18 protein-coding genes are annotated in these 21,247 nt (G+C 43.9%); 7 read left to right on the top strand and 11 right to left on the bottom strand.

Annotation, left to right across the window (positions count from 1 at the left end; translation table 11 throughout):
* Positions 1–128: 128 nt before the first annotated feature.
* Positions 129–1,307 (top strand): SO2930 family diheme c-type cytochrome, encoded by a 1,179-nt coding sequence (locus tag L1D44_RS18805; protein ID WP_239892823.1) that lies wholly within the window; start codon positions 129–131, stop codon positions 1,305–1,307.
* Between the two features lie 15 nt (positions 1,308–1,322).
* On the opposite strand, the gene L1D44_RS18800 is transcribed toward L1D44_RS18805, so the two are convergent.
* Positions 1,323–2,357: an AraC family transcriptional regulator gene (locus L1D44_RS18800; RefSeq protein WP_239892822.1), complete on the bottom strand. Its 1,035-nt coding sequence runs from the start codon at positions 2,355–2,357 to the stop codon at positions 1,323–1,325.
* 482 nt (positions 2,358–2,839) lie between these two features.
* Positions 2,840–3,808 carry a dihydrodipicolinate synthase family protein gene (locus tag L1D44_RS18795; RefSeq protein WP_239892835.1) on the bottom strand — a complete coding sequence of 323 codons (969 nt, stop codon included), beginning with the start codon at positions 3,806–3,808 and terminating at the stop codon, positions 2,840–2,842.
* 1,480 nt (positions 3,809–5,288) lie between these two features.
* Here L1D44_RS18795 and yqfB point away from each other — a divergent pair.
* Together yqfB and L1D44_RS18785 are read left to right on the top strand one after the other, a co-directional pair.
* The gene (yqfB, locus tag L1D44_RS18790) at positions 5,289–5,600 is read left to right on the top strand and encodes a N(4)-acetylcytidine aminohydrolase (protein WP_239892821.1); all 312 of its coding nucleotides are present in this window, start codon (positions 5,289–5,291) and stop codon (positions 5,598–5,600) included.
* A gap of 174 nt (positions 5,601–5,774) precedes the next feature.
* Complete coding sequence (locus L1D44_RS18785) at positions 5,775–6,191, top strand: GNAT family N-acetyltransferase (protein ID WP_239892820.1); 417 nt, start codon at positions 5,775–5,777, stop codon at positions 6,189–6,191.
* A gap of 281 nt (positions 6,192–6,472) precedes the next feature.
* On the opposite strand, the gene sohB is transcribed toward L1D44_RS18785, so the two are convergent.
* Positions 6,473–7,501, bottom strand: a complete 1,029-nt coding sequence (gene sohB / locus L1D44_RS18780) for a protease SohB (protein ID WP_239892819.1) — start codon at positions 7,499–7,501, stop codon at positions 6,473–6,475.
* A 125-nt stretch (positions 7,502–7,626) separates the two neighbouring features.
* Positions 7,627–10,125, bottom strand: coding sequence for a VolA/Pla-1 family phospholipase (locus L1D44_RS18775; RefSeq protein ID WP_239892818.1), 2,499 nt, complete (start codon positions 10,123–10,125; stop codon positions 7,627–7,629).
* 262 nt (positions 10,126–10,387) lie between these two features.
* On the opposite strand from L1D44_RS18775, the gene L1D44_RS18770 reads away from it, so the two are divergent.
* Positions 10,388–11,125, top strand: coding sequence for a YciK family oxidoreductase (locus L1D44_RS18770; RefSeq protein WP_239892817.1), 738 nt, complete (start codon positions 10,388–10,390; stop codon positions 11,123–11,125).
* 129 nt (positions 11,126–11,254) lie between these two features.
* Here the strand turns inward: L1D44_RS18770 and rluB are convergent, their stop codons facing one another.
* From rluB to L1D44_RS18745, 5 genes are all read right to left on the bottom strand, one after another.
* Entirely contained in the window at positions 11,255–12,127 is an 873-nt protein-coding gene (gene rluB, locus L1D44_RS18765; RefSeq protein WP_202721393.1) for a 23S rRNA pseudouridine(2605) synthase RluB, read from the bottom strand.
* A complete protein-coding gene (gene scpB, locus L1D44_RS18760; RefSeq protein ID WP_239892816.1) occupies positions 12,120–12,716 on the bottom strand; it encodes an SMC-Scp complex subunit ScpB in 597 nt (198 codons plus the stop codon). Before scpB ends, rluB begins: the two co-directional genes overlap by 8 nt.
* Complete coding sequence (locus L1D44_RS18755; protein ID WP_239892815.1) at positions 12,717–13,505, bottom strand: ScpA family protein; 789 nt, start codon at positions 13,503–13,505, stop codon at positions 12,717–12,719.
* Between the two features lie 95 nt (positions 13,506–13,600).
* Positions 13,601–14,221 (bottom strand): L-threonylcarbamoyladenylate synthase, encoded by a 621-nt coding sequence (locus tag L1D44_RS18750; RefSeq protein ID WP_239892814.1) that lies wholly within the window; start codon positions 14,219–14,221, stop codon positions 13,601–13,603.
* Entirely contained in the window at positions 14,218–15,090 is an 873-nt protein-coding gene (locus tag L1D44_RS18745; protein WP_239892834.1) for a PHP domain-containing protein, read from the bottom strand. Before L1D44_RS18745 ends, L1D44_RS18750 begins: the two co-directional genes overlap by 4 nt.
* A gap of 403 nt (positions 15,091–15,493) precedes the next feature.
* Between L1D44_RS18745 and L1D44_RS18740 the strand changes: the two genes are divergently transcribed.
* A complete protein-coding gene (locus L1D44_RS18740; RefSeq protein ID WP_239892813.1) occupies positions 15,494–16,897 on the top strand; it encodes a multiheme c-type cytochrome in 1,404 nt (467 codons plus the stop codon).
* Between the two features lie 62 nt (positions 16,898–16,959).
* Here L1D44_RS18740 and L1D44_RS18735 read toward each other — a convergent pair whose 3' ends face one another.
* Both L1D44_RS18735 and L1D44_RS18730 read right to left on the bottom strand, forming a co-directional pair.
* Positions 16,960–17,403: an energy transducer TonB gene (locus tag L1D44_RS18735; protein WP_239892812.1), complete on the bottom strand. Its 444-nt coding sequence runs from the start codon at positions 17,401–17,403 to the stop codon at positions 16,960–16,962.
* A 107-nt stretch (positions 17,404–17,510) separates the two neighbouring features.
* The gene (locus L1D44_RS18730) at positions 17,511–20,357 is read right to left on the bottom strand and encodes a glycine betaine ABC transporter substrate-binding protein (RefSeq protein WP_239892833.1); all 2,847 of its coding nucleotides are present in this window, start codon (positions 20,355–20,357) and stop codon (positions 17,511–17,513) included.
* A gap of 259 nt (positions 20,358–20,616) precedes the next feature.
* Between L1D44_RS18730 and L1D44_RS18725 the strand changes: the two genes are divergently transcribed.
* Both L1D44_RS18725 and L1D44_RS18720 read left to right on the top strand, forming a co-directional pair.
* Positions 20,617–20,976 carry a hypothetical protein gene (locus tag L1D44_RS18725; protein ID WP_239892811.1) on the top strand — a complete coding sequence of 120 codons (360 nt, stop codon included), beginning with the start codon at positions 20,617–20,619 and terminating at the stop codon, positions 20,974–20,976.
* A 63-nt stretch (positions 20,977–21,039) separates the two neighbouring features.
* Positions 21,040–21,247 (top strand): helix-turn-helix domain-containing protein (locus tag L1D44_RS18720; RefSeq protein WP_239890370.1); only part of this gene is annotated, 208 nt, incomplete at its 3' end.

Here is a 21,247-nt window from a genome sequence, read left to right as displayed (position 1 = left end):
AAGTCATAACTAGTACTAAGTCATGAGATGAGAGCCAATCTAATTATTTAGCTAAGCACTCATCACTATAAAGGCCGGGAACTCCCGGCCTTTTTTCTAACACCAAAATAGATAATCTTAGGTGCTGTATGCGTAAACTCATTCTACTTACCCTACTCATGCCTTTAATTAGCTGTGGCGGTTCTGACGATTCTGCCGAAGTCGTTTCACAACCAGAAACGCCGACCGTCACTCCCGACCCAACACCCGATCCCGCACCAAGCTCAGCCTGTGAAGCGAACACCAGCGAGGTTAACTGGGATGCTCTCATGAATGAAGATTGCGAGTCCTTGGCGCAATATGGTCTGTTTATCGATCCCAGTATTCCAACAGACTCTCCTGTCTCACCTGGGATCCCGTACCAGTTGTCCACTGAGCTCTTCTCTAACTATGCCAGTAAACATCGTTTCATCTTCGTTCCCGAAGGTAAAACCGTTAGCTATGACGCCACAGCGACATTCGATATGCCAGTTGGGACCGTCCTTGTCAAAAGCTTTTCTTTACCCTTTGATACCCAAGTCATCGGTGCCAACAATGAGGTACTTATCGAGACTCGATTGCTTGTCCACAGAGAGACAGGCTGGACGACCCTGCCCTATATCTGGCAAGACGGAGAAGCAGTGCTGCAAGTCGCTGGTAAAGATATCGCTCATAGCCTAAACCACCAAGGTGAGCGCCAAAGCTTCGATTATCATGTCCCGAGTAGAGCCGAATGTAAGCTCTGTCATCAAACCAGTGCTGACAACAGTCGTATTGAGCCTATCGGGTTAAAAGCCCACCTACTTAATCGCCCTATCGTTCACCAAGGTAACGAGCTCAATCAATTGCTACTGTGGCAGCAACTTGGATTACTTAACGATCTGCCAGAGCTTGCTCAGGTTGGCAAGGCCTATGACATTTTTGACGAGTCTGCGCCGTTAACCGTAAGAGCCAAAGGTTATTTAGATGTCAATTGCGGCCACTGCCACAACCCACAGGGGTTTGCCAGCATATCAGGATTAAGATTGGGGTTTTATGTGGATCATACTAGCTTTGAATATGGGATCTGCAAGCAGCCTCCCGGTTGGGACGGCGGCGCTAAGGGCTTGTCTTATGACATCATTCCTGGTGATGGTGAGCACTCGATACTCGTCTATAGGCAGGAGCTCAATGAGCCTAAAGACAGAATGCCTCCGATAGGCCGAAGTATCGCTCATACTGATGCGGTAGCTCTCATTGAACAGTGGATTGATCAAATGGCGCCAGAACTCGGTAACTGCCAACAATAATCAACACAACGCCCTTTACTCATCACGAGTTAAAGGGCGATTAAGGCGGTGAAAGTACCCAGGAGGATGGCCAATCCAATGTTTAAAGCTTTGTCTAAAATGGCTCACATCACCAAAGCCCATCAGATCCGAGATTTCATCTATGGAGTAATCGCTAGTTAAAATCAGATCGATTGCCATCTGACAGCGCACCTGATCCACCAACTTCTGATAACTGGTATTAGCCGAAGCGAGTCTACGCCTAAGGGTTCTAGCGCTGATATTTTGCAGTTCGGCCATCGCCTCCATACTCGGTAATTCAGGTGCCAGCTCTCTTAATATCGCCAAGATCTGCGATATATACGATTCCGAGCTCTCAGCCCCTAGCTTTACCGCTGCATGTTCGAAAGAGTAAGTCACGGGCAGCGCTAAATAGTGGTGCTCAATTGACCACTCGAAGAACTCACTATCAAATATAATTTCGGCCCCAGACTGCGCAGATAAGAATTCAACCTCTCGTACAGGCTCGGCTAAGGCAATATGGGAGACTCGAATCTTCTCTCCGGTGAGCTCTTTAGCAAAAGCCAACAGGGAGCAAATACTGTGTTGAAATTGAAAACTGTAACGCTCTACATCGACTTTATTGGTATTTAACCACCTGACATACAAGCGTCCATCGTCATTTCTTAATAAGTTATCTGAAAAGCTACCCACTAATTCGGGGTGAGAAATCGCAAACTGTAAACACTCACCTAAGGTGTCAAATTGTGCCAGATGAGGTAACAATACATCGAGTTGGGCAACTTTATAACTTGATGCAGCTTTGGCGGCGGTTTCGGGATCAGAGCTAAGTTGTCGCATATAGTTCATTGCATAATCAACCTGCCACACATAGACAAACTGACTCACCATCAGTTCCGATTCGCCTATGCCTATGTCGCTGTAGAGGCGATCGACAACCTCATTGGCAAAGTTCTGCTTCAAGTAACGAAACAGATTCTTTAGCTCGTACGCTGGATAAGACTGATCTCCTACCCGAATATGAGGTTTATAGCTACAGGCCTGATCCATTTAACTCTTTTAGAAATTGATTTGTATCAATATTTTTAACGGATCTAAATCAGAATTAATAGTCCTATCTTAATTTAAGCTTAAAAAAGCTTAGCTTCGAATGAAGCTTATTACATTTTTGTGTTCGTTACCGGGAAGTGTGTTCTTGATTATTGCTTAATGGTTGCTAATCGCCTCAGTGGGCAAAAGTGCAAACACTTCCCTGATACGGTGAGTAAACCGAATCTTTGTGCTACGAACGAGAAGCATGGATGCTGAACTGGCTATTAGATATGGATATCCATGCAAATACCATCCTTGGAAGCTCGGACAGAATGATATTGGTGCAATAGGCGTAGTCGATTATTGCTTGCCTGAAGGCTATAAGATGTTAAAAAAGGAATATCTTGATAACCCCGCAAATTAAGCACAGCTTTTAATTCCGAAAATGGACAAAAAAGCCCCGTAAAAACGGAGCTTTCTTTTTTGAAGATTTAAAAGGATTAGTCAGCTAAACCCAGAACTTCAAGTCTTTGTTTTGCTAGAATATATCTTGCGCGGACATCATCAATTTGCTCTTGAGTTAACTTCTTACCAAGGGTACGAAGACCGCCATCAGCGTCATTATGGTGAATACCAAAAGCAAACTTGAGATATTCCATAAGCAACGGCTGTGCATCAAGGTATGATATAGAATTCATAGCCTGAGAAATTTTGTTTGCCTCAGTCCATTCGCCATTATTCACATATTCCTGCATAGATACGCTGGCTTTTGGGAATATACAACCTACACCGGTAATTCCACCGCATGCCCCAGCAAGTCCTGCATGTACAGTTACAGTGTCAACGCCTGCCAAAATTTTTAAATCTTTGTTCTCTAACATCAGTGTTTCAATAGTTGAAACATCTGTCGTTGATATTTTAAGAGCCGTTACTTCAGGTAGCGCAGCAAGTCTTCTAAGAATATCTGTTGAAAGCGCATGATATCCGGCTGCATCAGGGTTGTTGTAAGGCATAATTGTTATGCCAGCCTCTTTTGCAGCTATTGCAGAAAGCTCATAGTAAGCATACATTTCTTCGTCAGAAGGTGCTTCCTTAGTTTTTGGTGGCATCACCATCACGGTATCCACGCCAACCGTCGCGAGTTCTGCAACGATTGTGGCAAGCTCTTCTTTAGTTTCTGCCGCAGCGCCACTGATTAATGGAACATTGTATTGTTTAGCAACATCAGAAAGGGCTTTAAGTAAAGAAAGACGCTGCTCAGAGCTTAGGTAGCTATTCTCACCTAGAGTGCCAGAGCCAACAAGCCCCCCCATTCTACTGCCGCCCTTGCCTTGAACTTTCAAAATGTCTGCAGCGTATTTTTGTGTTGCTTCAAGGTCTATTTCAAGGGCACCGGATTCTGACTCTTTTAGCCATGTAAACACGGCCGGCATAACCGTATAGCGCCAATCTGTGTTATTTGTTTCCATCATATTACCTTTTTATTAAAAATTACATCATACAGAACTCATTGTATAAAATATACCAAACAAACCGCGTAAGTTAAACCCCTTCGACAAACCTAGGCCTTATTGGTAACAAACAAACTATGAAACTAAAAACTTTGCTGCAATACTTATACATATGTGAATAGGCTCCTGCATTAGATGCCCCTCAGCGATAATGACACCTTTATGCGTAGCTTGACCCTCCGTGACATGGTGAAAGATTATTAAGCACAAGTAATCAAGCTTTTTCACGAGAAACACAAAGCTTCGCTTTACTCACAGGTAAGCTCCTAATTTCTCAGCCACTGAAGTGGTTACATATTCAGCTACAGGCTAACTTTACCACGAAGCGCTAGACTTTCACCAAGTGCACCAAGGTGAGTTAGCCTTGCAATGAAGGCTGGTTACATTTTTGTTTGGTGTGACCAATTGATATGTTCGAACCGGTAGCTTCATAGCTATCAATCGCCTGCAGCGGGTGCTGGACAGGATGTCTGAATGTCGTGATCACATGGTCAATGATGCTCCCTACATCATAATGACATTTCCCATATCCCTATGGGTTAGATGTGAAGAAACGGCCTTATGTGCATACACTGCAACGAGACGCTGTACTTTTTTATAACGGAAAGTATCCCTATACGCTCTGCGGTTTCATCTGATGTGAATGGATTCACAAATGCCGCGATGACATGGATGTCTTAGAGCGGCCCTAAAACCTAAGCCCGCAGCCGTATCTACACGGCGTCGTTGGTGAACTCATTTATCATGGGATTACACGCAAGCAAAGTGTGCGAACGCACTTTTACCAAAGGTGTATTGAATACAGTTATCAGCGATTTCACTTAATGCATTGTTATTATTTAAGTTTTATTGAATAATGACAATGCGCATTTTTCCAACAACTATCGACCAAACGTGCGAGCGTCATATTAAAATGTTAGCCACTATTGTGAATTCGTATTAATTTCCATTTAAAATTGAATCTAGAGGGACGAAGAGTTGAAGAAACTAATCGCTATTTTTACGGAAAAACCTAAAGGACTGATTGCAGAAAGTAAAATATATAAATTTGGCTTTCTCACTATTCTATTATCACTCCTTTTTTGGACGTTAAGTATAAGCCTTGATTCTTCGAATCCGTACAGGTATGGCAATTATGATATTCTAATAGTACCAATAATGTTGTTATTAAATCATATATCATTCAGTTTTAAATTTAGTACCACTCACACAGTGATATTACGAATACTGGTTATTAGTTGGTTGGTATTTGGGGCTATTTGGTTCTTCATTACTTAATATCTCTGGAATAGTCAGAGATGGCTAACAAGCTTATAAATCAAAACTCACTCAAGGCTGTCATGCCATTTGCTGTGCTAATCACCTACCTGCGCTTAGTTCACTTATTAGCAGGGCGTTATATGCTTGGAAGAACCTGTAAGGAAGTTGGTGTAAAACAGTGGATAAAATTACATTTTTCAAAAGACTAGAGCGGCAAATCCTCTCAGGTAAAAAGACTGTAACGATTAGGGGTAAATCTGAAAGCCATTATTACCCGGGGCTGGTCGTTGAAGCTTTTACTCACGAAGATGACCGGAAAATCTGTAAGCTAGAAATAGTTGGTGTTGAGCATGTGGAGTTTGAAAAGCTCAACAGAAAGCACGCAAAAGCAGAAAACCTCCCATTTGTTTTTATGCTCAAATGGATTTTGCGAAAGATATATCCGACAGAAAAAAATTTGTGTTTTATCAGCTTCAAAGTTATTGGTTAATCAATCTTTAAATTCTGAAACCCCTTGAGCTACGCATATAACAAATTGCTCTAGGGGGATTCGCAACGTGTGACACTTTTACTATGCGTTAATTTTATTGATTAAGGTGGTCTGCGGCTTAGGTTTTGCGTTGCTCACTACTTAATTGGGCGTTAGGCAGCAAAGGATAGCTTAGTGAGTAAGTTGAATATTAGAGTCTTAAATAAAGATGATTGGTCTACGTATAGAGAACTTCGTCTTCTTTCTCTTCAAGAGTCTCCCAACTCTTTTGGTAGTAGTTATGAACAAGAGTTTCTGTTTTCAAGTGATGAGTGGATTGCTCGCCTTAATCTAGATAATAGTGATAAACGTGCACTTCCACTTATTGCGGAGCTAAATGGTGTTGCTGTTGGCTTAGCTTGGGGATTGGTTCATAGCCCCCAAGATAAAACTGCTCACATCTATCAAATGTGGGTTTCTCCCGATGTTCGTGGTCAAGGAGTTGGGAGTTTATTGCTTAAAAAAGATAATAATATGGTCAACAGAACTCAATTTAGATTATGTTTCTTTAGCAGTAACAACGATAAATATACCAGCTATAAAATTATATAAAGCTTATGGTTTTGAGCCTTATGGTTCATTGGAAAGTCTTCGGGAAGCATCAGTATTGTCTGTTCAGCCAATGAAATTGAAGTTGAGTACTACTGTCTAACAGGAAACGAAACAAGGACAAAAAACAGCTGGCTTTTGTCCAATAACTAGTCATGCCTCTAGTCTAGTGACATAGTTAATTTAGCCACTAACGTTTAGACACTAACGTTTAGACACTAACATTTAGGCATAAAAAAACCTGCACTAAGCAGGTTTTTACACTTGATAAAACCGAGTCTCAATTATTTGAGTGGCTGATTCTTCTCGGCAAACTTATTGAAGATTGCGTTAAATGACAGCGAAGCACCATGAGCAATCTTATCTGAAAGCTTCTTCTTCAGCTGATATTGCACTTTAATCACGGTGCGCTCATTAGCAAGCTTCATGACCACATCATCGCTGGTTGCAATTTCATCAACAAGCCCTAGCTCAATCGCTTGTTGGCCGTACCAATGCTCACCCGTTGCCACTTTGGCAATATCTAACTCAGGTCTATACTTGGCGATAAACTCTTTAAAGAGTACATGGGTCTCTTCCAGCTCTTTTTGGAACTTCACTCGCCCTTCATCGGTATTCTCACCGAAGATAGTTAGCGTGCGTTTGAAATCTCCTGCGGTGTGCTGCTCATAATCGATATCATGCTTTTTCAATAAACGATTAAAGTTAGGCACCTGAGCCACAACGCCGATTGAACCTACGATAGCAAAAGGAGCTGAATAAACTTTATTCGCCACACAGGCCATCATATAGCCGCCACTGGCTGCGACTTTGTCGACACAGATGCTCAGTGGGATCTCAGCCTGTCTTATGCGGTCTAATTGACTCGCAGCCAAGCCATAACCGTGTACCATGCCACCGCCACTTTCGACGTTGACGATGACCTCATCGCCTTTATCTGCGATAGCCAAGATTGCGCTGATCTCCTCACGCAGCGATGCCACTTCGTTGGCATCGATACTGCCTTTAAAATCAACAACAAAAACTTTAGGCTCAAGTTCTTCAGCCTTATCTTTTTGCTCTTTCTCTTTGGCCTTCTCATCAGCTTTTAACTGTTTCTCATAAGCCTTAAAGGCTTTTTTAGATAGCAACTCTTCCTTCAAGTCATGCTTCAATGACTTTAGGTTATCACTTAGATTAGTTAGCTTAAGTTCACCCTTTTCAGCCTTTTGCTTCATCGAAGACGCAAGCACAACAATCACTACCGCAATAATCGCAACGACGATAGTCACCGCTTTGGCCAAAAACAAACCGTATTCGTACAGGAATTCCAAAATATTCTCCAGCTAGACCATCTGTCTCTTCTATTTGGCGGCTATTCTAGCAGCCTATTAGCCAATAAAACACGCCAATAAAAAACCCAGCTTTCGCTGGGTCTTTTTTTAAACAGTTTTAGACTTTATTGAGCGCATGGAGCGACTACATATTCTGCAGCCTCTCCGGTCACTAGGCCTAGGAAGATAGTCGGGCTATCTACCTCAGGAAGACCTGCACTGTATGAGAAGAAAGCAGCCTGAGTTTGCATCTCTACCGTTGCAACATCTTCAAATCCATCTGTCACACCCTCAACAGGTGATGGATCGATAAGCGAGCTATGGTGCCCCTTAGAGAAGCGAACCGCTCCAGAGCCAACAGTGGTGCTATCAACACAAGCTAGCCCTAGGTTTTCAATCAAAGGTTCGGTACCCGCAGTTGGATATCCAGGAACCCGATTTGGTAGCACCTGATCAGGAAGGCTGTTCGCACCATCACCCACAACCTCGATAAGATGCAGTGGAAGACCTGTAGCTTTAAGCATAGCCGCATGGTTAACCGGGTCGGCGCTATCGACTGCCGTTTGAACCGCAAAAGCAAAGGTCGGTAGGAATGCATCATATACTGACTTAACTAATGCATCATACTCCGGCGTACCCGGTAAGAAGCCGTGCTCTTCATTAGCCTCTTCCACAAGTGCCATAAAGGCTTCTGTAACCACTATGTTCTCAAACAGCATAGGGCCAAAAGTCGCCGAGCCAATAAAGGTACCCGCAAAACCACCCGATGGTGCAACCAGAGAGGTAGCATTAAGTTTATAGACATGGCTTAAGTCTGCTCCAGATGGGTGTGTAAGCCCTGTGCTGGCATAAGTGGCAAAGTTAGTCCCCACAATTGCCCCTAAGCTTAAGCCTTGAGCACTGACTTGGTTTACGTCAAACAGTTGAGGCGCCCCCAGCTCCATTAGCTTGCCAGCATAACCGGTAAACGCGGCGCGAAGTGCTAGGTGATCGAATGTTGCCTGACGGAAGTTATCACGTACGGTTAACGTACTGCCAATATTAATAAAGGCTAATGGATCGCCCAGTGAGAATAGGACATCATCGCCAATAACGTCACCATAAGCAGGATCTGTTGCCGAAACAGTATAGGCTCCAGGTACAAGCAAGTCTTTACCAAACGAGCGCGCACCGTGAAGTGGCATATCGATAGCGATTGTCGCCACGCCAAGCTCACCATAGGTGCCAGCATAGGCGAACGCCATCTCTTTACCACCACCTAGACCATGCATGGCAATAGTAACTGGCCAGCCTGCTGCAGGTGCAGGGGCAAAGTTAGGTACCGTCATTTGAACAGGTACTATTTCGTAATTTCTGATCTCTGGAACAGGGTTGAATTTAGTTAAGTGTCTCGCCTTATCGGCTGCAGTACCATCATCTAACATCCAGTGTTTACCCGCAAGTTGAGCCGGATCGCTCAGCGCGGCAATCGGATCCTCAATTCCATTTGCAATGGCCTGAGTGAAATAGTTTTCTTGACTCAAGGTGCCGCTTTCAAGCGCTGTTAACACAGAAACAGGACTGTCATAAGCCGCAGACCAGATCCCATTAATGGTTGGGTTACCCGCATCATCTAAGCAAGCTACTGATGAACAATCACCGTAAACGGGTAACTTTATCGCAGCAGACCAAACATTGACCTTACTTGCCCCTTCGTAAGCTGGATGCCCTTCAGGCATCATCAGCGCTTGAGCCAGTGTATAGCCACTATCGGTAGGCATTTGTACGAATTCAGGCATATAACCAGGTTGGCCAGCAATCAAGAGTTTAGAGACTTCGTAGACATCGGCAACAGACTGAGTCGTGAACAAGCCTGAATAGCTAAGTGAATCAGTATCGACCCCCGCTCCGGCCAAGCCTTTCTCATAGCTATTTACTGCCGCTTGCAGCGCTAACTGCTCGGGTGTTTCAAGTGGCTTAGTTTCGATATCAAGCTTTAATAAGCCATAAGTTGAAGAGGGGGCAATTGAGCGACCAGCAGAGTCTTGAATCAAATCAGTGGTGGCATAGATATAGGACTGATTGGCCTTAAGTGGCTTTAATGGAACAATCACGATGCTGTTTCCGGATGTGGTCGTCACGAAATCCACACCAAACTGCAGCTCAGCGCCAACCTTACAGGCTGTAATATCTGGAGCAGCTTTACACTCAGGATCCGATGATAAGCCGCCACCTACAGTGGCCTCAAACATCTTCACGGCGCCAGGCTGTTCAACCGATGCTTTGCTTAATGTCAGTTCAACGCCATCGTTATCGGTAGCGGGTGCCACATCGATAGAAATTGGTGCCGTAGTCGACCAGCCATCTAACGCCCCAAGTGCGATTGTCGGATCCGTGTAGTCACCATTCGCTTCGCTTGGCGCAGTAGGGTCTTCACTTTGAGGAATATTAATCGTACCGTCAGTGGTACCACTAAAGAGAATATCATTCGGTAGCGGCAAATCGCCATTCCCTGGATCAAAAACGATAACTGATTGAGGAACCAATGGCTCAGTTTTGTCCACTAATTCGTTATAACTGTCTTCGCTACAAGCAGTTAACCCCAACGCAGAGGTGATTGCTACGCCCAAAAAGAGTTTTTTCATCTTTTTTCCCCAAATCTTGTTGTAATAATTTTGTTTTCACTTAGAAATTGGTCACAATAGTCAGCAAAGTATGACCAAGAGGACTTATTGTTAGTCCTTAACTGAGTTCAAGTTAACGTAAAATTATTGACTTAGCTACAATTTTGTCACATTCAGTCATTAATTGAGCGAGCAAAGATTAATCGTTTGTTTAAAACAGCTGTTTATCATATCAGCGACTCTAGAAGTGACGGGCGTTTGCGCTCTGAGGAAGTATTAACTCATGTTGGAATATCAAGCAGCAAAAGATCTATTAAAAGACAAGACCATTTTAGTCACTGGCGCAGGAGACGGCATAGGTAAGGCCGCGGCAATCGCTTTTGCAAAACATGGTGCGACAGTTATCTTATTAGGCAAAACAGTAAAAAAACTCGAAGCCGTCTATGACCAGATCGAACAGGCTGGTTACCCTACTCCTGCGATAGTCCCTCTTGACCTTAAAGGTGCGACAGAGCAGAACTATAAAGATATGGCCGACACCATTGAAGAGCAGTTTGGTCAGTTAGACGGTCTATTACATAACGCCAGCGTATTAGGTGTATTAGGTCCGTTTGAACATATGACGATGAGCACTGTCGAAGAGGTGATGCAAGTTAACGTAATTGCCGAGATCATGCTAACCAAGGCATTACTGCCAGTGATGCGTAAGTCACCAAGCGCCTCTTTACTGTTTACATCTAGCAGTGTCGGTCGCCAAGGCCGCGCGTACTGGGGTGAATACGCTATCTCTAAGTTTGCTACCGAAGGCATGATGCAATCTCTAGCCGATGAGTACGCACAAACCAATGTACGTGTGAATAGCATCAACCCTGGTGCAACCCGCACCGGGATGCGTGCCAATGCTTATCCAGCTGAAAACCCGCAGACACTAAAGGCGCCCGATGAGATCATGGCGACTTACCTATACCTGATGGGTGAAGACTCGAAAGAGGTCAATGGGCAACAGCTGAACGCTCAGTAAACTACTGTTTAGTAAATAACTAAAATAAACAGTTAAAACGAGCAGTTAAAAACAAAAAGGCCGCAATTAGCGGCCTTTTTAATAGTTATTTTTTCATCGACGATATTTAATCGATAAGCGGTTAAGCAATTAGCTACGCTGACGCGATGGCTTTGGTCTACCCGAAGCCACTTTATGCTTATGCACGGCGCGCTTGATTTTTGCGCTACGTACTTTATTACGAGCAACACTGTGCTTGTCGGTACCAAGAAGAGAACGAGTCTCCTCATCCATACCCGCAGTCTGACGTAGGTAGTTAACCTGCTCAATTGGCAGCTCAATCCAACCACCGCGTGGTAGAGATTTAGGTAGCTCAATCATACCGTAACGAATACGGATAAGGCGGCTTACTTGTACTTCCTGAGATTCCCATAGACGGCGCACTTCACGGTTACGACCTTCAGCCAAGCTGACGTGCCACCATTTGTTCATGCCTTCGCCACCCGCAGCTTTAACTTTATCAAAGTGCGCAGGACCATCTTCTAGGGTTACCCCCATACGTAAACGTTGGATACAGCCATCTGTCACTTCACCAAACGTACGTACCGCGTATTCACGCTCGACTTCATTTGATGGGTGCATCAAGCGGTTTGCTAATTCACCGTCAGAGGTGAATAGCAATAGACCTGAGGTGTTAATATCCAATCGTCCTACGGCAACCCAGCGTGAATCGCGAGTCTTAGGTAGACGGTCAAATACCGTTGGGCGTCCTTCAGGGTCTTTACGACTACAGATCTCACCTTCTGGCTTATGGTAGGCGATCACTCGACAAACCACTTCTTCTTCAGAACGAATAGAAACTGCACGCCCATCGATACGAATTTTAGCGTCAGTCTCGACGCGATCGCCTAAGCTTGCAATTTCACCGTCAACACTAACTCGGCCTGCAGCAATCCATGCCTCCATCTCACGACGGGAGCCATGGCCTGCACGGGCCAAGACTTTCTGCAATTTTTCACTCATTAGTAGACTCTTCTGTTTTTTCGGTCACGTCGCTCTCAACACGGAACAACGCGTCCAATGATTTGGCATCCGACAGTGGCGGAAGGTCCGCAATGCTATCGATGCCAAAATAAGCTAGAAACTCATTTGTGGTCGCATAAAGTGCCGGTCTACCCGGAACCTCTTTATGACCTACCACTTTTATCCAATTTCTATCGTTTAAACTTTTGATAATGTGGCTGCTAATCGCAACCCCACGAACAAACTCTATGTCACCTCGGGTGACGGGTTGACGGTAGGCAATCACCGCCAGGGTTTCTAAGGTTGCACGCGAATATTTCGGTGCTTTCTCCTGCCATAGCGGTTGTAAAAAAGGGCTCAACTCAGCCAATGTCTGAAATCGATACCCTCCCGCAACCTTTACTAATTGTACACCTCGATTTTCATAATCGAGCTGTAACTCTTCAATACATGCCTTAATTTTAGCCCGAGACACATTAAAATTAGACAATACCGTCTCTTTTAATGCTTTTATCGTCATAGGTTTGGCCAACACAAAAAGGCTAGCCTCAATTAACTGTTTAAGCTGGTCTGGATTTATCTGAGACAATCAGTACGCCCTAACATGTATCGTTGAAAACGGCTCAGCTTGTACAAGCTCAACCAGCAGTTCCTTGACTAACTCCATCAAGGCCAAGAAGCTCACTACCACCCCACTTCGTCCCTCTTCAAAATCAAACAGGGCTTCAAATGGTAAATAGGTCTCGGCATTGAGTTTGGCTAAAATCTGCGCCATACGTTCGCGAGTCGATAACACTTCACGTACCACATGGTGACTTTCGGTGGCTTCGATACGCTTTAATACTGATGAAAATGCTCTAGCAATCTCAGTTAGCGAGACCTCCGGAGGCAATAGTTCAGGCTTAATATTGTCAGCTGGAATCGCTTTGGCCTGAAACAGATCACGTTCCATCCTAGGCAACTCATCCAACTTTTCCTGCGCCTCTTTAATCACCTCATAAGCTTTCAACTGACGGATCAGTTGTGCCCGTGGATCCTCTTCATCTTCATGCTCAACCTCGGGTCTTGGCAGTAAAAGTCGAGACTTAATCTCGGCGAGAGTGGCTGCCATCACGAGATAATCTGCCGCTAGTTCAACTCTTGCTCCCTGTAGCAGATTCACATATTCGAGGTATTGTTGAGTTACTGAAAATATCGGTAAATCAACAACATCAAGTTTTTGTTTGCGGATTAAATAAAGGAGAAGATCTAACGGCCCCTCAAAAGACTCGAGAAAAACCTCCAATGCTTCTGGAGGAATAAAAAGGTCTTTCGGCATCACCTTAAACGGCTCGCCGCGAACAACGGCTAAAGGCAATTTTTGCTGAACGCCCTCCATCCGTAATCCCTCTATTTTCGCAAACGCGCGATTATACCTGTATACCCAATCTACCTCAAGCAACGCTTTTCAGCGCTACTTGCGTAGCCTAGCCCTTAGAGGAATGGTGTTACGTCACCGGCACCTTCACGGATAACTTCAATATCACCATCTGACAAGTCAATCACAGTGGTTGGCTTCTCACCCAAATAACCTCCGTGAATAATCAAGTCGACTTGATGCTCTAAGATGTCTCGAATATGCTCAGGATCCGATTCAGTGAACTCTTGACCCGGCAAAATCAAACTGGTTGACATCAAAGGCTCACCTAAGGCTTCAAGCAGCGCAAGTGCTATCACATTGTCAGGCACACGAATACCAATAGTCTTCTTCTTAGGGTTCTGTAGGCGCTTTGGCACCTCTTTAGAAGCTTTAAAAATAAAAGTATAAGCACCGGGCGTATTTTGTTTAAGCAAACGATAGGCTTGATTATCGACACGCGCATAGGTCGCCAGCTCTGATTGATCACGGCACATGAGTGAGAAGTTATGATCATTGTCTATCTGTCTAATGCGCGCAATTTTGCTCATGGCATCTTTATCACCAATTAAGCAACCTAATGCATAGCCAGAATCGGTCGGATAAACAATCACACCACCACTTTTTATCACATTTACGGCTTGGCTAATTAAACGTGTTTGAGGATTTTCCTCATGCACATAAAAGAACTGACTCATTGTACTACCTTCCATTTATCTGACTGCCAAACCCAATCCACTCCTTGGGGTTGGAACATATTTTTACCGATCTCAATCCAACTACTCGGGAAATGAAAATCGCTACCTAGCGAGCATGTCAGCCCATTATTAATACTTAAGGCGATCAGATTATTCCGATCGTCGATAGTCTGCTGACCAAGAACCACTTCCATCGCATCGCCACCAGCCTCTTTAAACTCACGAACCAAGCGTTTGAGCCACTTGGCAGAGAGTTTATAACCGCTAGGATGCGCTAATACAGCAACCCCACCCGCTTGATGGATAACCTCAATGGCGCTGGCCATATCTCCCCAATTGTTAGGAACATAACCCGTCTTGCCCCGAGCTAGATATTTCTTAAACACATTGGCCGTAGTGGTTGCGTAGCCTTGTTCGGCTAACCAACGTGCATAGTGTCCTCGACTAATGGCGGCACCGGCGGCAAAGCCTTTAGCTCCTTCATAGGCGCCTTCAATACCCGCCTTCGCGAGTCGCTCGCCAATCTGTTTGGCTCGACTCGATCGTAACTCACGTTGATTCACTAAAAATGCGGCCAATTCGACATTATTGATATCAAGATTAAGCGCTACGATATGAATATCGAAATTGTTCCAACGAGTAGAGATCTCAACGCCGTTAATCAACTCAAGCGGTGTTTCATGGGCTTGATTAAACTCATGTGCCTCTTTTAAGCCATCGGTGGTGTCATGGTCGGTAATAGCAAACATCTGCACGCCTTTGCTTATTGCGCGCTCAATCAGTTGTGACGGGGTCAATTGACCATCTGATGCGGTCGTATGGCTATGCAAGTCAACCAGTTTAACGTCAGTGATATTTTCATCGTTCATAGGCATATGATACTTGAGTTTACCGACTAAAGGTGATTTTAATCCGGTTTTTAGCAATTTATCGACCCCGCCTGTTTAGCGTCTTTGCAAAGAACTACGACAAACTAAGCCAATCCAATTGTCATTTTATTACCCTAAATGTCTCACTAAGCCGTATATCAAATGCCTACTTTATTCCGTGAGTTCCCTTTAACGCCTTGGGCAGACTTTCGAATAAATTCTTGAACAAACGCAGCAAAAGCAAACAAATTCAACAACTTTATGTGCCATAGCTTACAGAACCGTAGCGCTAAATCTTTTAGAATCCGCGAGCCGTTAAATGGGCAACACCAAGCTCAAGCCAAGATTCATTCGAACTTACTTGAGCAAACAAATGATTATGTTTATTGGATAATAACGAACAATGAAAAAGACATATCTAGCATTAGTATTAATTGGCGCAATGCCTTTGCTAGCACATGCCGAAAAAGAGATGGCGTTTGCTCCTTCCTATTTAACTATGGAAGGCGATAAGCAACCCGAGTTAAAACAATGGCGGGATGCAAAAAGCTGTAAAGGCTGCCACCCTCGTCAATGGAACGGCTGGCAAGGCTCTATGCACTCTATAGCCTTTATTGATCCTGTGTTCCAAGCTGAATGGGCAATGGGTGAAAAAGAAACGAATGGCGCGGCCAAAAACCTATGTGGTGGCTGCCATACCGTACTCGGCACTGTGACTCAAACCGTTGAGTTTAAATCAGAATCAGGTAAGTTTGGTGGTTTTACCACTCAAGCAATTGCTAACCAAGGCGTATCTTGTGAAGTTTGCCATAGCGTCGTCGATACGAACGCTAAGCACACCGCTATGGGTGAACATGGCAATGCCTCGCTGGTAATTGCCAATGACAAAGTTAAGCGCGGTCCATTTGATGACGCTAAGCCCCGTGGCCACAAGGCCGAGTATTCTGAGCTACACACTAAGTCAGAGTTCTGTGCAAACTGTCATAACGTCTTTAACCCTGTGCACGACAACTTCGCCCTCGAGCATACCTATGACGAGTGGAAAAAATCGGCTTATGCGGCTGCGGATATTCAGTGCCAAGATTGTCATATGGTACCGGTAGAAACCGCCATGCGCGTAGCGGACGAGATGCTTCCTGCTAAAAAGCTTACAAATCATCGCTTAGAAGGAAAAGCGGCACGAGGTGGCCCTGCACGTACTCTTGTACATGATCATGGTTTTGTGGGCGGCAATGCGGTGATAGCTCCATTACTGGGTGTTGAAAATGGTGAGGCTCATGCAAAAGAAGCCGTAAAACGCCTAAAAACAGCTGCCGCATTAGACGCAAAAGTATCGGGAACAAGTGCAGCACCGGTACTTGAGGTGACAGTACATAACCGCCGTGCAGGTCACGATTTGCCAACGAGCTTAACCTTCATCCGCCAAATCTGGTTAGAAGTGATTATTCGTGATAATACTGGCAAAGAGATCTTGCGTTCTGGCTCATTAACTGCTGAAAATGCACTGCCAGAAGGCACTATTATCTTCCAAGATAAGTCAGTCGACATTCACGGAAAGCCTGAACATAAGCCTTGGAAAGTTGCCAGCTTCGAGGTGCAAAATACAATTCCAGCAAAAGGGTCTAAAACGGTTGCGTATCCATTTAGCCTACCAAAGGGCGTGAGTGAATACAGTATAGAAACCAAGCTGCATTACCGCTCATTCGATCAAAGCGTTGCAGATCTACTGCTCGAGAACAAGGTTATCGTGCCTTCAGTTGAGATGGCTAGCTTAAGTCAAACCTATCAGGCTTTAACATTGAAATAACCTAAAAACGCCACTGTTAGCCAGTTATTCATTTGAATAGCTGGCTTCAGCTGTTAACTATATTAGCTGCAATTGAGCAGAACTTGAGCTTTGCACTGCGCAGCTGTGGCTGCAGCGGACTCACCACCTAAGCAATAATCAATTCTGAAAGTACGTTTCTCTAAACTCGTGATAACCTCATCATTTACTGATTGCCAATTCCATTTCTTGACTATTTTTTTAGTGTATTTACCCAAATGCTTGTTCGGTACAGAGCTAATCACTTCGACATTTTCAGTATCGCCACCTGCTGAAATATCAAAAGAAACGATACTACATCCCTGTACTCCACCACGCGCTAGCTCAATAGGATAAACAGGTTGCTCTTGCCGTTCTCGTTGCCAGTGCGTTGCACTATTTGCTTCAACATCAGTAACGACCACTTCACCATAGACGTTTCTTGTCTTTGCCTCGCTAATTTGAGGAGTCGCCAATAATACGACTACAAACAGTAATAATATTTTCATGATTCACAATCCTTTGTTTATTTTTAAGACAATCAAGCTGCAACACACCAATATTAACCTATAAATCAATACCATACACTTACCTTAACCACACCGACTGTCGCAGTTCATTGAGCTGTAATCACTGAGTTAGTCTCCTCTCGTCCATCCCTTGCTGACAAATTAAATCCCGTCAACCACTCTAAAATGGTATTCTGATGCGACGCAATCCATTGAGCTGCGATCTGCTCAGGTGATTGTCCCTGTTGCAACTTTGCCATCATCGCCACCGACTCACGATTGCTAATATGGAACTGTTTCAACAAGGTCACCAACTCTGGGGATTTATTTTCAAGGCTAGTTCGATAGGCAACACGAATGTCGGTCTTTGGCCAAGAAGTACCCGCCGATGGTACATCATGGCTCCGCCCTCTGACGATTTCTGCCCAGCGACTAGGGTTATGCGGTGTTTCATTTAAGAAATGCACATGCTCGTTCATAAAGAGAGCATCGGGGTAATAGCAGAAAAATAAGCTCGGAACCTGACTGAGGTTATTTCGCTCTATAAGCATATTCAATACATCTGGGTCGAATACATGATAGTTATAGTAGGGATCTAAGCCATAAGCAGATAATCGACGTCTCTCTATATCAACCGAAGACCAACCATCGGCGCCAATCCAGATATCGCCTCGACCATCACCAGTTAAATCAAATCGCTGTGCGATAGCTTGCTTAGTCAGGTCTGTAAACGAGAAAGACTTACCTTTATTAATGCCTACGTCGGTATAACATAATCCTTGGGAGCCCTTTACTAACTGTTCTCCTAACGTCACGCTACCAAACGCTTTTACATAACGGCGGATCAACTCTGGATTATTTTCAATCCAAAGATCTGGGTGAATATCCACACTACCTTCGTCATCATCCATCTCACGGAAAACCTGCTCATTGGATAATGACAACATCGATGCATTTAACTCAGTATGCTGATTAATTATCGCAGCTAAAATATGCCCTTTTATCTGCGCACTTGGCCAATCGAGCAAAGCGATGTTAATCTCCGTTTCATGAGCAGTGCGAGTCGAGAGCAGCGGCGAACTTTCAAAAGAGCGCTGCTCCTGTAAAGACTCATATAAAAAGCCATAGCCAAAACCTGCAAACAACAAAGCAAAAATACTAAATACCCAATATGCCCTGCCACGGGTATGCACACCTATCGACTTAGTCTTAATCGCCACGTCAATTTGCTCTGCAGTGGGATCGCACTCAGCGTCTTGCAGAGACTCCGCCGGTCTAGCTTTTAAATAGCTCATCAAGTTATCACAAACCAATGCGTGATCATGGCGGATTTGCGCATACCTATCACGCTCGAAAATAATCAAGAGTAGATAGATCACCGAAGCACCTACAATCAAAGCAAATAAAGCCGCAGATAACGTTTCAGGCCGAAAAACTAAAGAGAAAAAGACATTGGTTGCGCCTAGTAAAATTAAGATAACAAACTCTTCCGGCGGGATCCTATCACTCTCCATGGTCATCAGCTTATCGCCGACTTTAAACAACTCTAATAAACGGTCCCTTTTCGCTTCGTCATCTTTTAAATAGGGCAAAAGTGAATACTTGAGGGTTTCAACTTGCTGTTGATTATCTGCAAGCTCTTTAAAGCTAGAAAAGGCGCGTAAAAAACTATGAAGGTTCCACTGAACATACTGCTTAATTTTACTGATGTATGCTTGAGTCTCTGGTGTCACATCACCTTTGTCATGTAACTCTAATACACCAAAGACCTGCTCGCTAAACTCACCTAAATGGCTCTCCCTGTCTCGATTTAACGCAGTCGTTCTATCTAAGGCAAAGGTCGCGAGTAAAACAAAAAATACAGTCGAAACGGCAAGCAAATCATAATAACTTTCGATGGCGGCAACTGGCGCAAACAAGATCCAAATACCGATACTACAAACAGAGACAAATAGCACCAACAGCGATGATTTGAGCGGGTAACGAAGTCCTAAAAATATGTTAGATGAAACAATTAGAACTGACGCAACGGCTTCATACTGGTTAAGCATTCTGCCTTGCATTATCGCCAATATGAGCACTGCTCCCACTGGCATTAAATACCATAAGGCACTAATTGAAGCATTGTCAGCACTAAACACTGACAAGTCGTAAAGCAAACTACCTAAGGCTAAAATCACTACACCAACAAACATAAGTAATAATATGTTGATAGGATCAGTCGCTGGGATCTCCTGCCCAGAGAAAAACAATGCACCAATAAGCAAGGGAGCCGCTATCGTTCTAACACCAGTTTCGGTTAACAGGCCACGTTTAAAACTGCTCAAATTTAATTTTTGTCGTTCAGATACATCACTCCAAGCATCCATACATCTCATACGAAAATAGCAGTTAATCGCCATGGCCAACCCACCGAGTCCAGCTAATCCCATGCTGTGCAACATAGGGCTATCAAGCAAAAGCCAGTCCGCGATATCGACATTTGGCGCCGTCAGTACCAGAAAGCCCGCAAACGCAGCACCTGAGAATACATAATCACTGATGGTCGTTTTGCGTTTACTACGCCTTAATATGCTATCGATGTAAAAGAAAAGAATCGGCCAAGTCTCAAAAACCAAAATCGCAATAACATCAAAGTCATCAGACACACTTAACGCAGCGTAAAGCAGAAGATGGTTGGCACAGATTAAAATGCCAGAAAATAAGGTTGGTGATGAAACTCGCTTGAGAGAATCTCTGGTTAGTATGCTAGAAAAGGGGATTTTTTCACGCCCAATAAAGAGGGTGATAACGCACAAAATCATGCCTAATGCAGCAAATGAATGTGCAACCGCTGCAACATAATAGACATTTGTTAAGTCAACTAAATAATTGACCAGAGGCGGATACAGCATCCATAAGCCAACGGCAGTGATCATTAAGGCTACAGGGTGGCTCACAAGCCAATTAAACATTGAACGCACAAATAGCTCTCCATAGCTGGCAAACATTTTAAAACAATTTTGCAACATACTACCTTAAAAAAAGTGCGGAACTAAAATTTAATTTTTCAATGGCTTAAGCCATCACGACAAACCAAGAGATTCACTACAAAATACGATTTCAGTAAAGTTCTATTTGGCCTGCTAATAACCACTATGAGCAAAGCCACATTTATTCGCCGCTTAGCAGCCTTGATAATGCTCGGCCTTATTGATCACCCCTAACAACACTATGTACAAATTATTGATTCTAATTACTGCCCTTTTGTTAACCCTATCCACACCAATCTATGCTAAAAATGTACTCAAAGACGCTGTGCGCCTGAATAGGGATATCAATAAAGCAGAAAAGCAGTACAACAAGCAGGTAAAAAAAACTAAGCAAAAACTCGATAAGGCTCAGGCCAACATCAACTCTGTTAAAGAGGGACACTACGCCGAAAAGCGTTTACAGAAAATCGAAGATAATGCCGCAAAAAAGTTGAACAAGACAAAAGATAAGTTAGATCCAAGAGACGACATTTCCGACAAGCTAAGGGATGATCTCAAGAAGCAGAAACGCCAAGCAATCGACAACTGGCTAGCAGACTAGGTTATCATTCTCACAGAATAAACTGTGTGATTCATAGACATCCTTTCACTATACTTACGTATTATGAACGATGACATTCAGCAACGATTAGTGTGGATCGAGTTACTTAAAAAGACTAAGAATGCAGGTCTAGTTTGCCGAAGATGTGGTATTACTAGACCTACTCTCCGCAAATGGTGGCAACGCTATCAAGAGTTTGGTAAGGATGGATTAGTCAGCCAGAGTAAACGTCCTCACTCGTCCCCAAATCTCAAAGTTACAGACAAAGTAG

This window comes from Shewanella sp. Isolate13 (assembly GCF_022398325.1).
GTDB lineage: Bacteria > Pseudomonadota > Gammaproteobacteria > Enterobacterales > Shewanellaceae > Shewanella.
Note: the sequence above shows the minus strand (reverse complement) of the source record. Positions and strands in the feature narration are given on the sequence as shown.

Excerpts from the sequence above, each read along its gene's own strand:
- L1D44_RS18805 (WP_239892823.1), top strand. The coding sequence starts at position 129 with ATGCGTAAACTCATTCTACTTACCCTACTCATGCCTTTAATTAGCTGT.
- L1D44_RS18800 (WP_239892822.1), bottom strand. The coding sequence starts at position 2,357 with ATGGATCAGGCCTGTAGCTATAAACCTCATATTCGGGTAGGAGATCAG.
- L1D44_RS18795 (WP_239892835.1), bottom strand. The coding sequence starts at position 3,808 with ATGGAAACAAATAACACAGATTGGCGCTATACGGTTATGCCGGCCGTG.
- L1D44_RS18775 (WP_239892818.1), bottom strand. The coding sequence starts at position 10,125 with ATGAAAAAACTCTTTTTGGGCGTAGCAATCACCTCTGCGTTGGGGTTA.
- L1D44_RS18770 (WP_239892817.1), top strand. The coding sequence starts at position 10,388 with ATGTTGGAATATCAAGCAGCAAAAGATCTATTAAAAGACAAGACCATT.
- rluB (WP_202721393.1), bottom strand. The coding sequence starts at position 12,127 with ATGAGTGAAAAATTGCAGAAAGTCTTGGCCCGTGCAGGCCATGGCTCC.
- L1D44_RS18755 (WP_239892815.1), bottom strand. The coding sequence starts at position 13,505 with ATGGAGGGCGTTCAGCAAAAATTGCCTTTAGCCGTTGTTCGCGGCGAG.
- L1D44_RS18750 (WP_239892814.1), bottom strand. The coding sequence starts at position 14,221 with ATGAGTCAGTTCTTTTATGTGCATGAGGAAAATCCTCAAACACGTTTA.
- L1D44_RS18745 (WP_239892834.1), bottom strand. The coding sequence starts at position 15,090 with ATGAACGATGAAAATATCACTGACGTTAAACTGGTTGACTTGCATAGC.
- L1D44_RS18740 (WP_239892813.1), top strand. The coding sequence starts at position 15,494 with ATGAAAAAGACATATCTAGCATTAGTATTAATTGGCGCAATGCCTTTG.
- L1D44_RS18735 (WP_239892812.1), bottom strand. The coding sequence starts at position 17,403 with ATGAAAATATTATTACTGTTTGTAGTCGTATTATTGGCGACTCCTCAA.
- L1D44_RS18730 (WP_239892833.1), bottom strand. The coding sequence starts at position 20,357 with ATGTTTAATTGGCTTGTGAGCCACCCTGTAGCCTTAATGATCACTGCC.
- L1D44_RS18725 (WP_239892811.1), top strand. The coding sequence starts at position 20,617 with ATGTACAAATTATTGATTCTAATTACTGCCCTTTTGTTAACCCTATCC.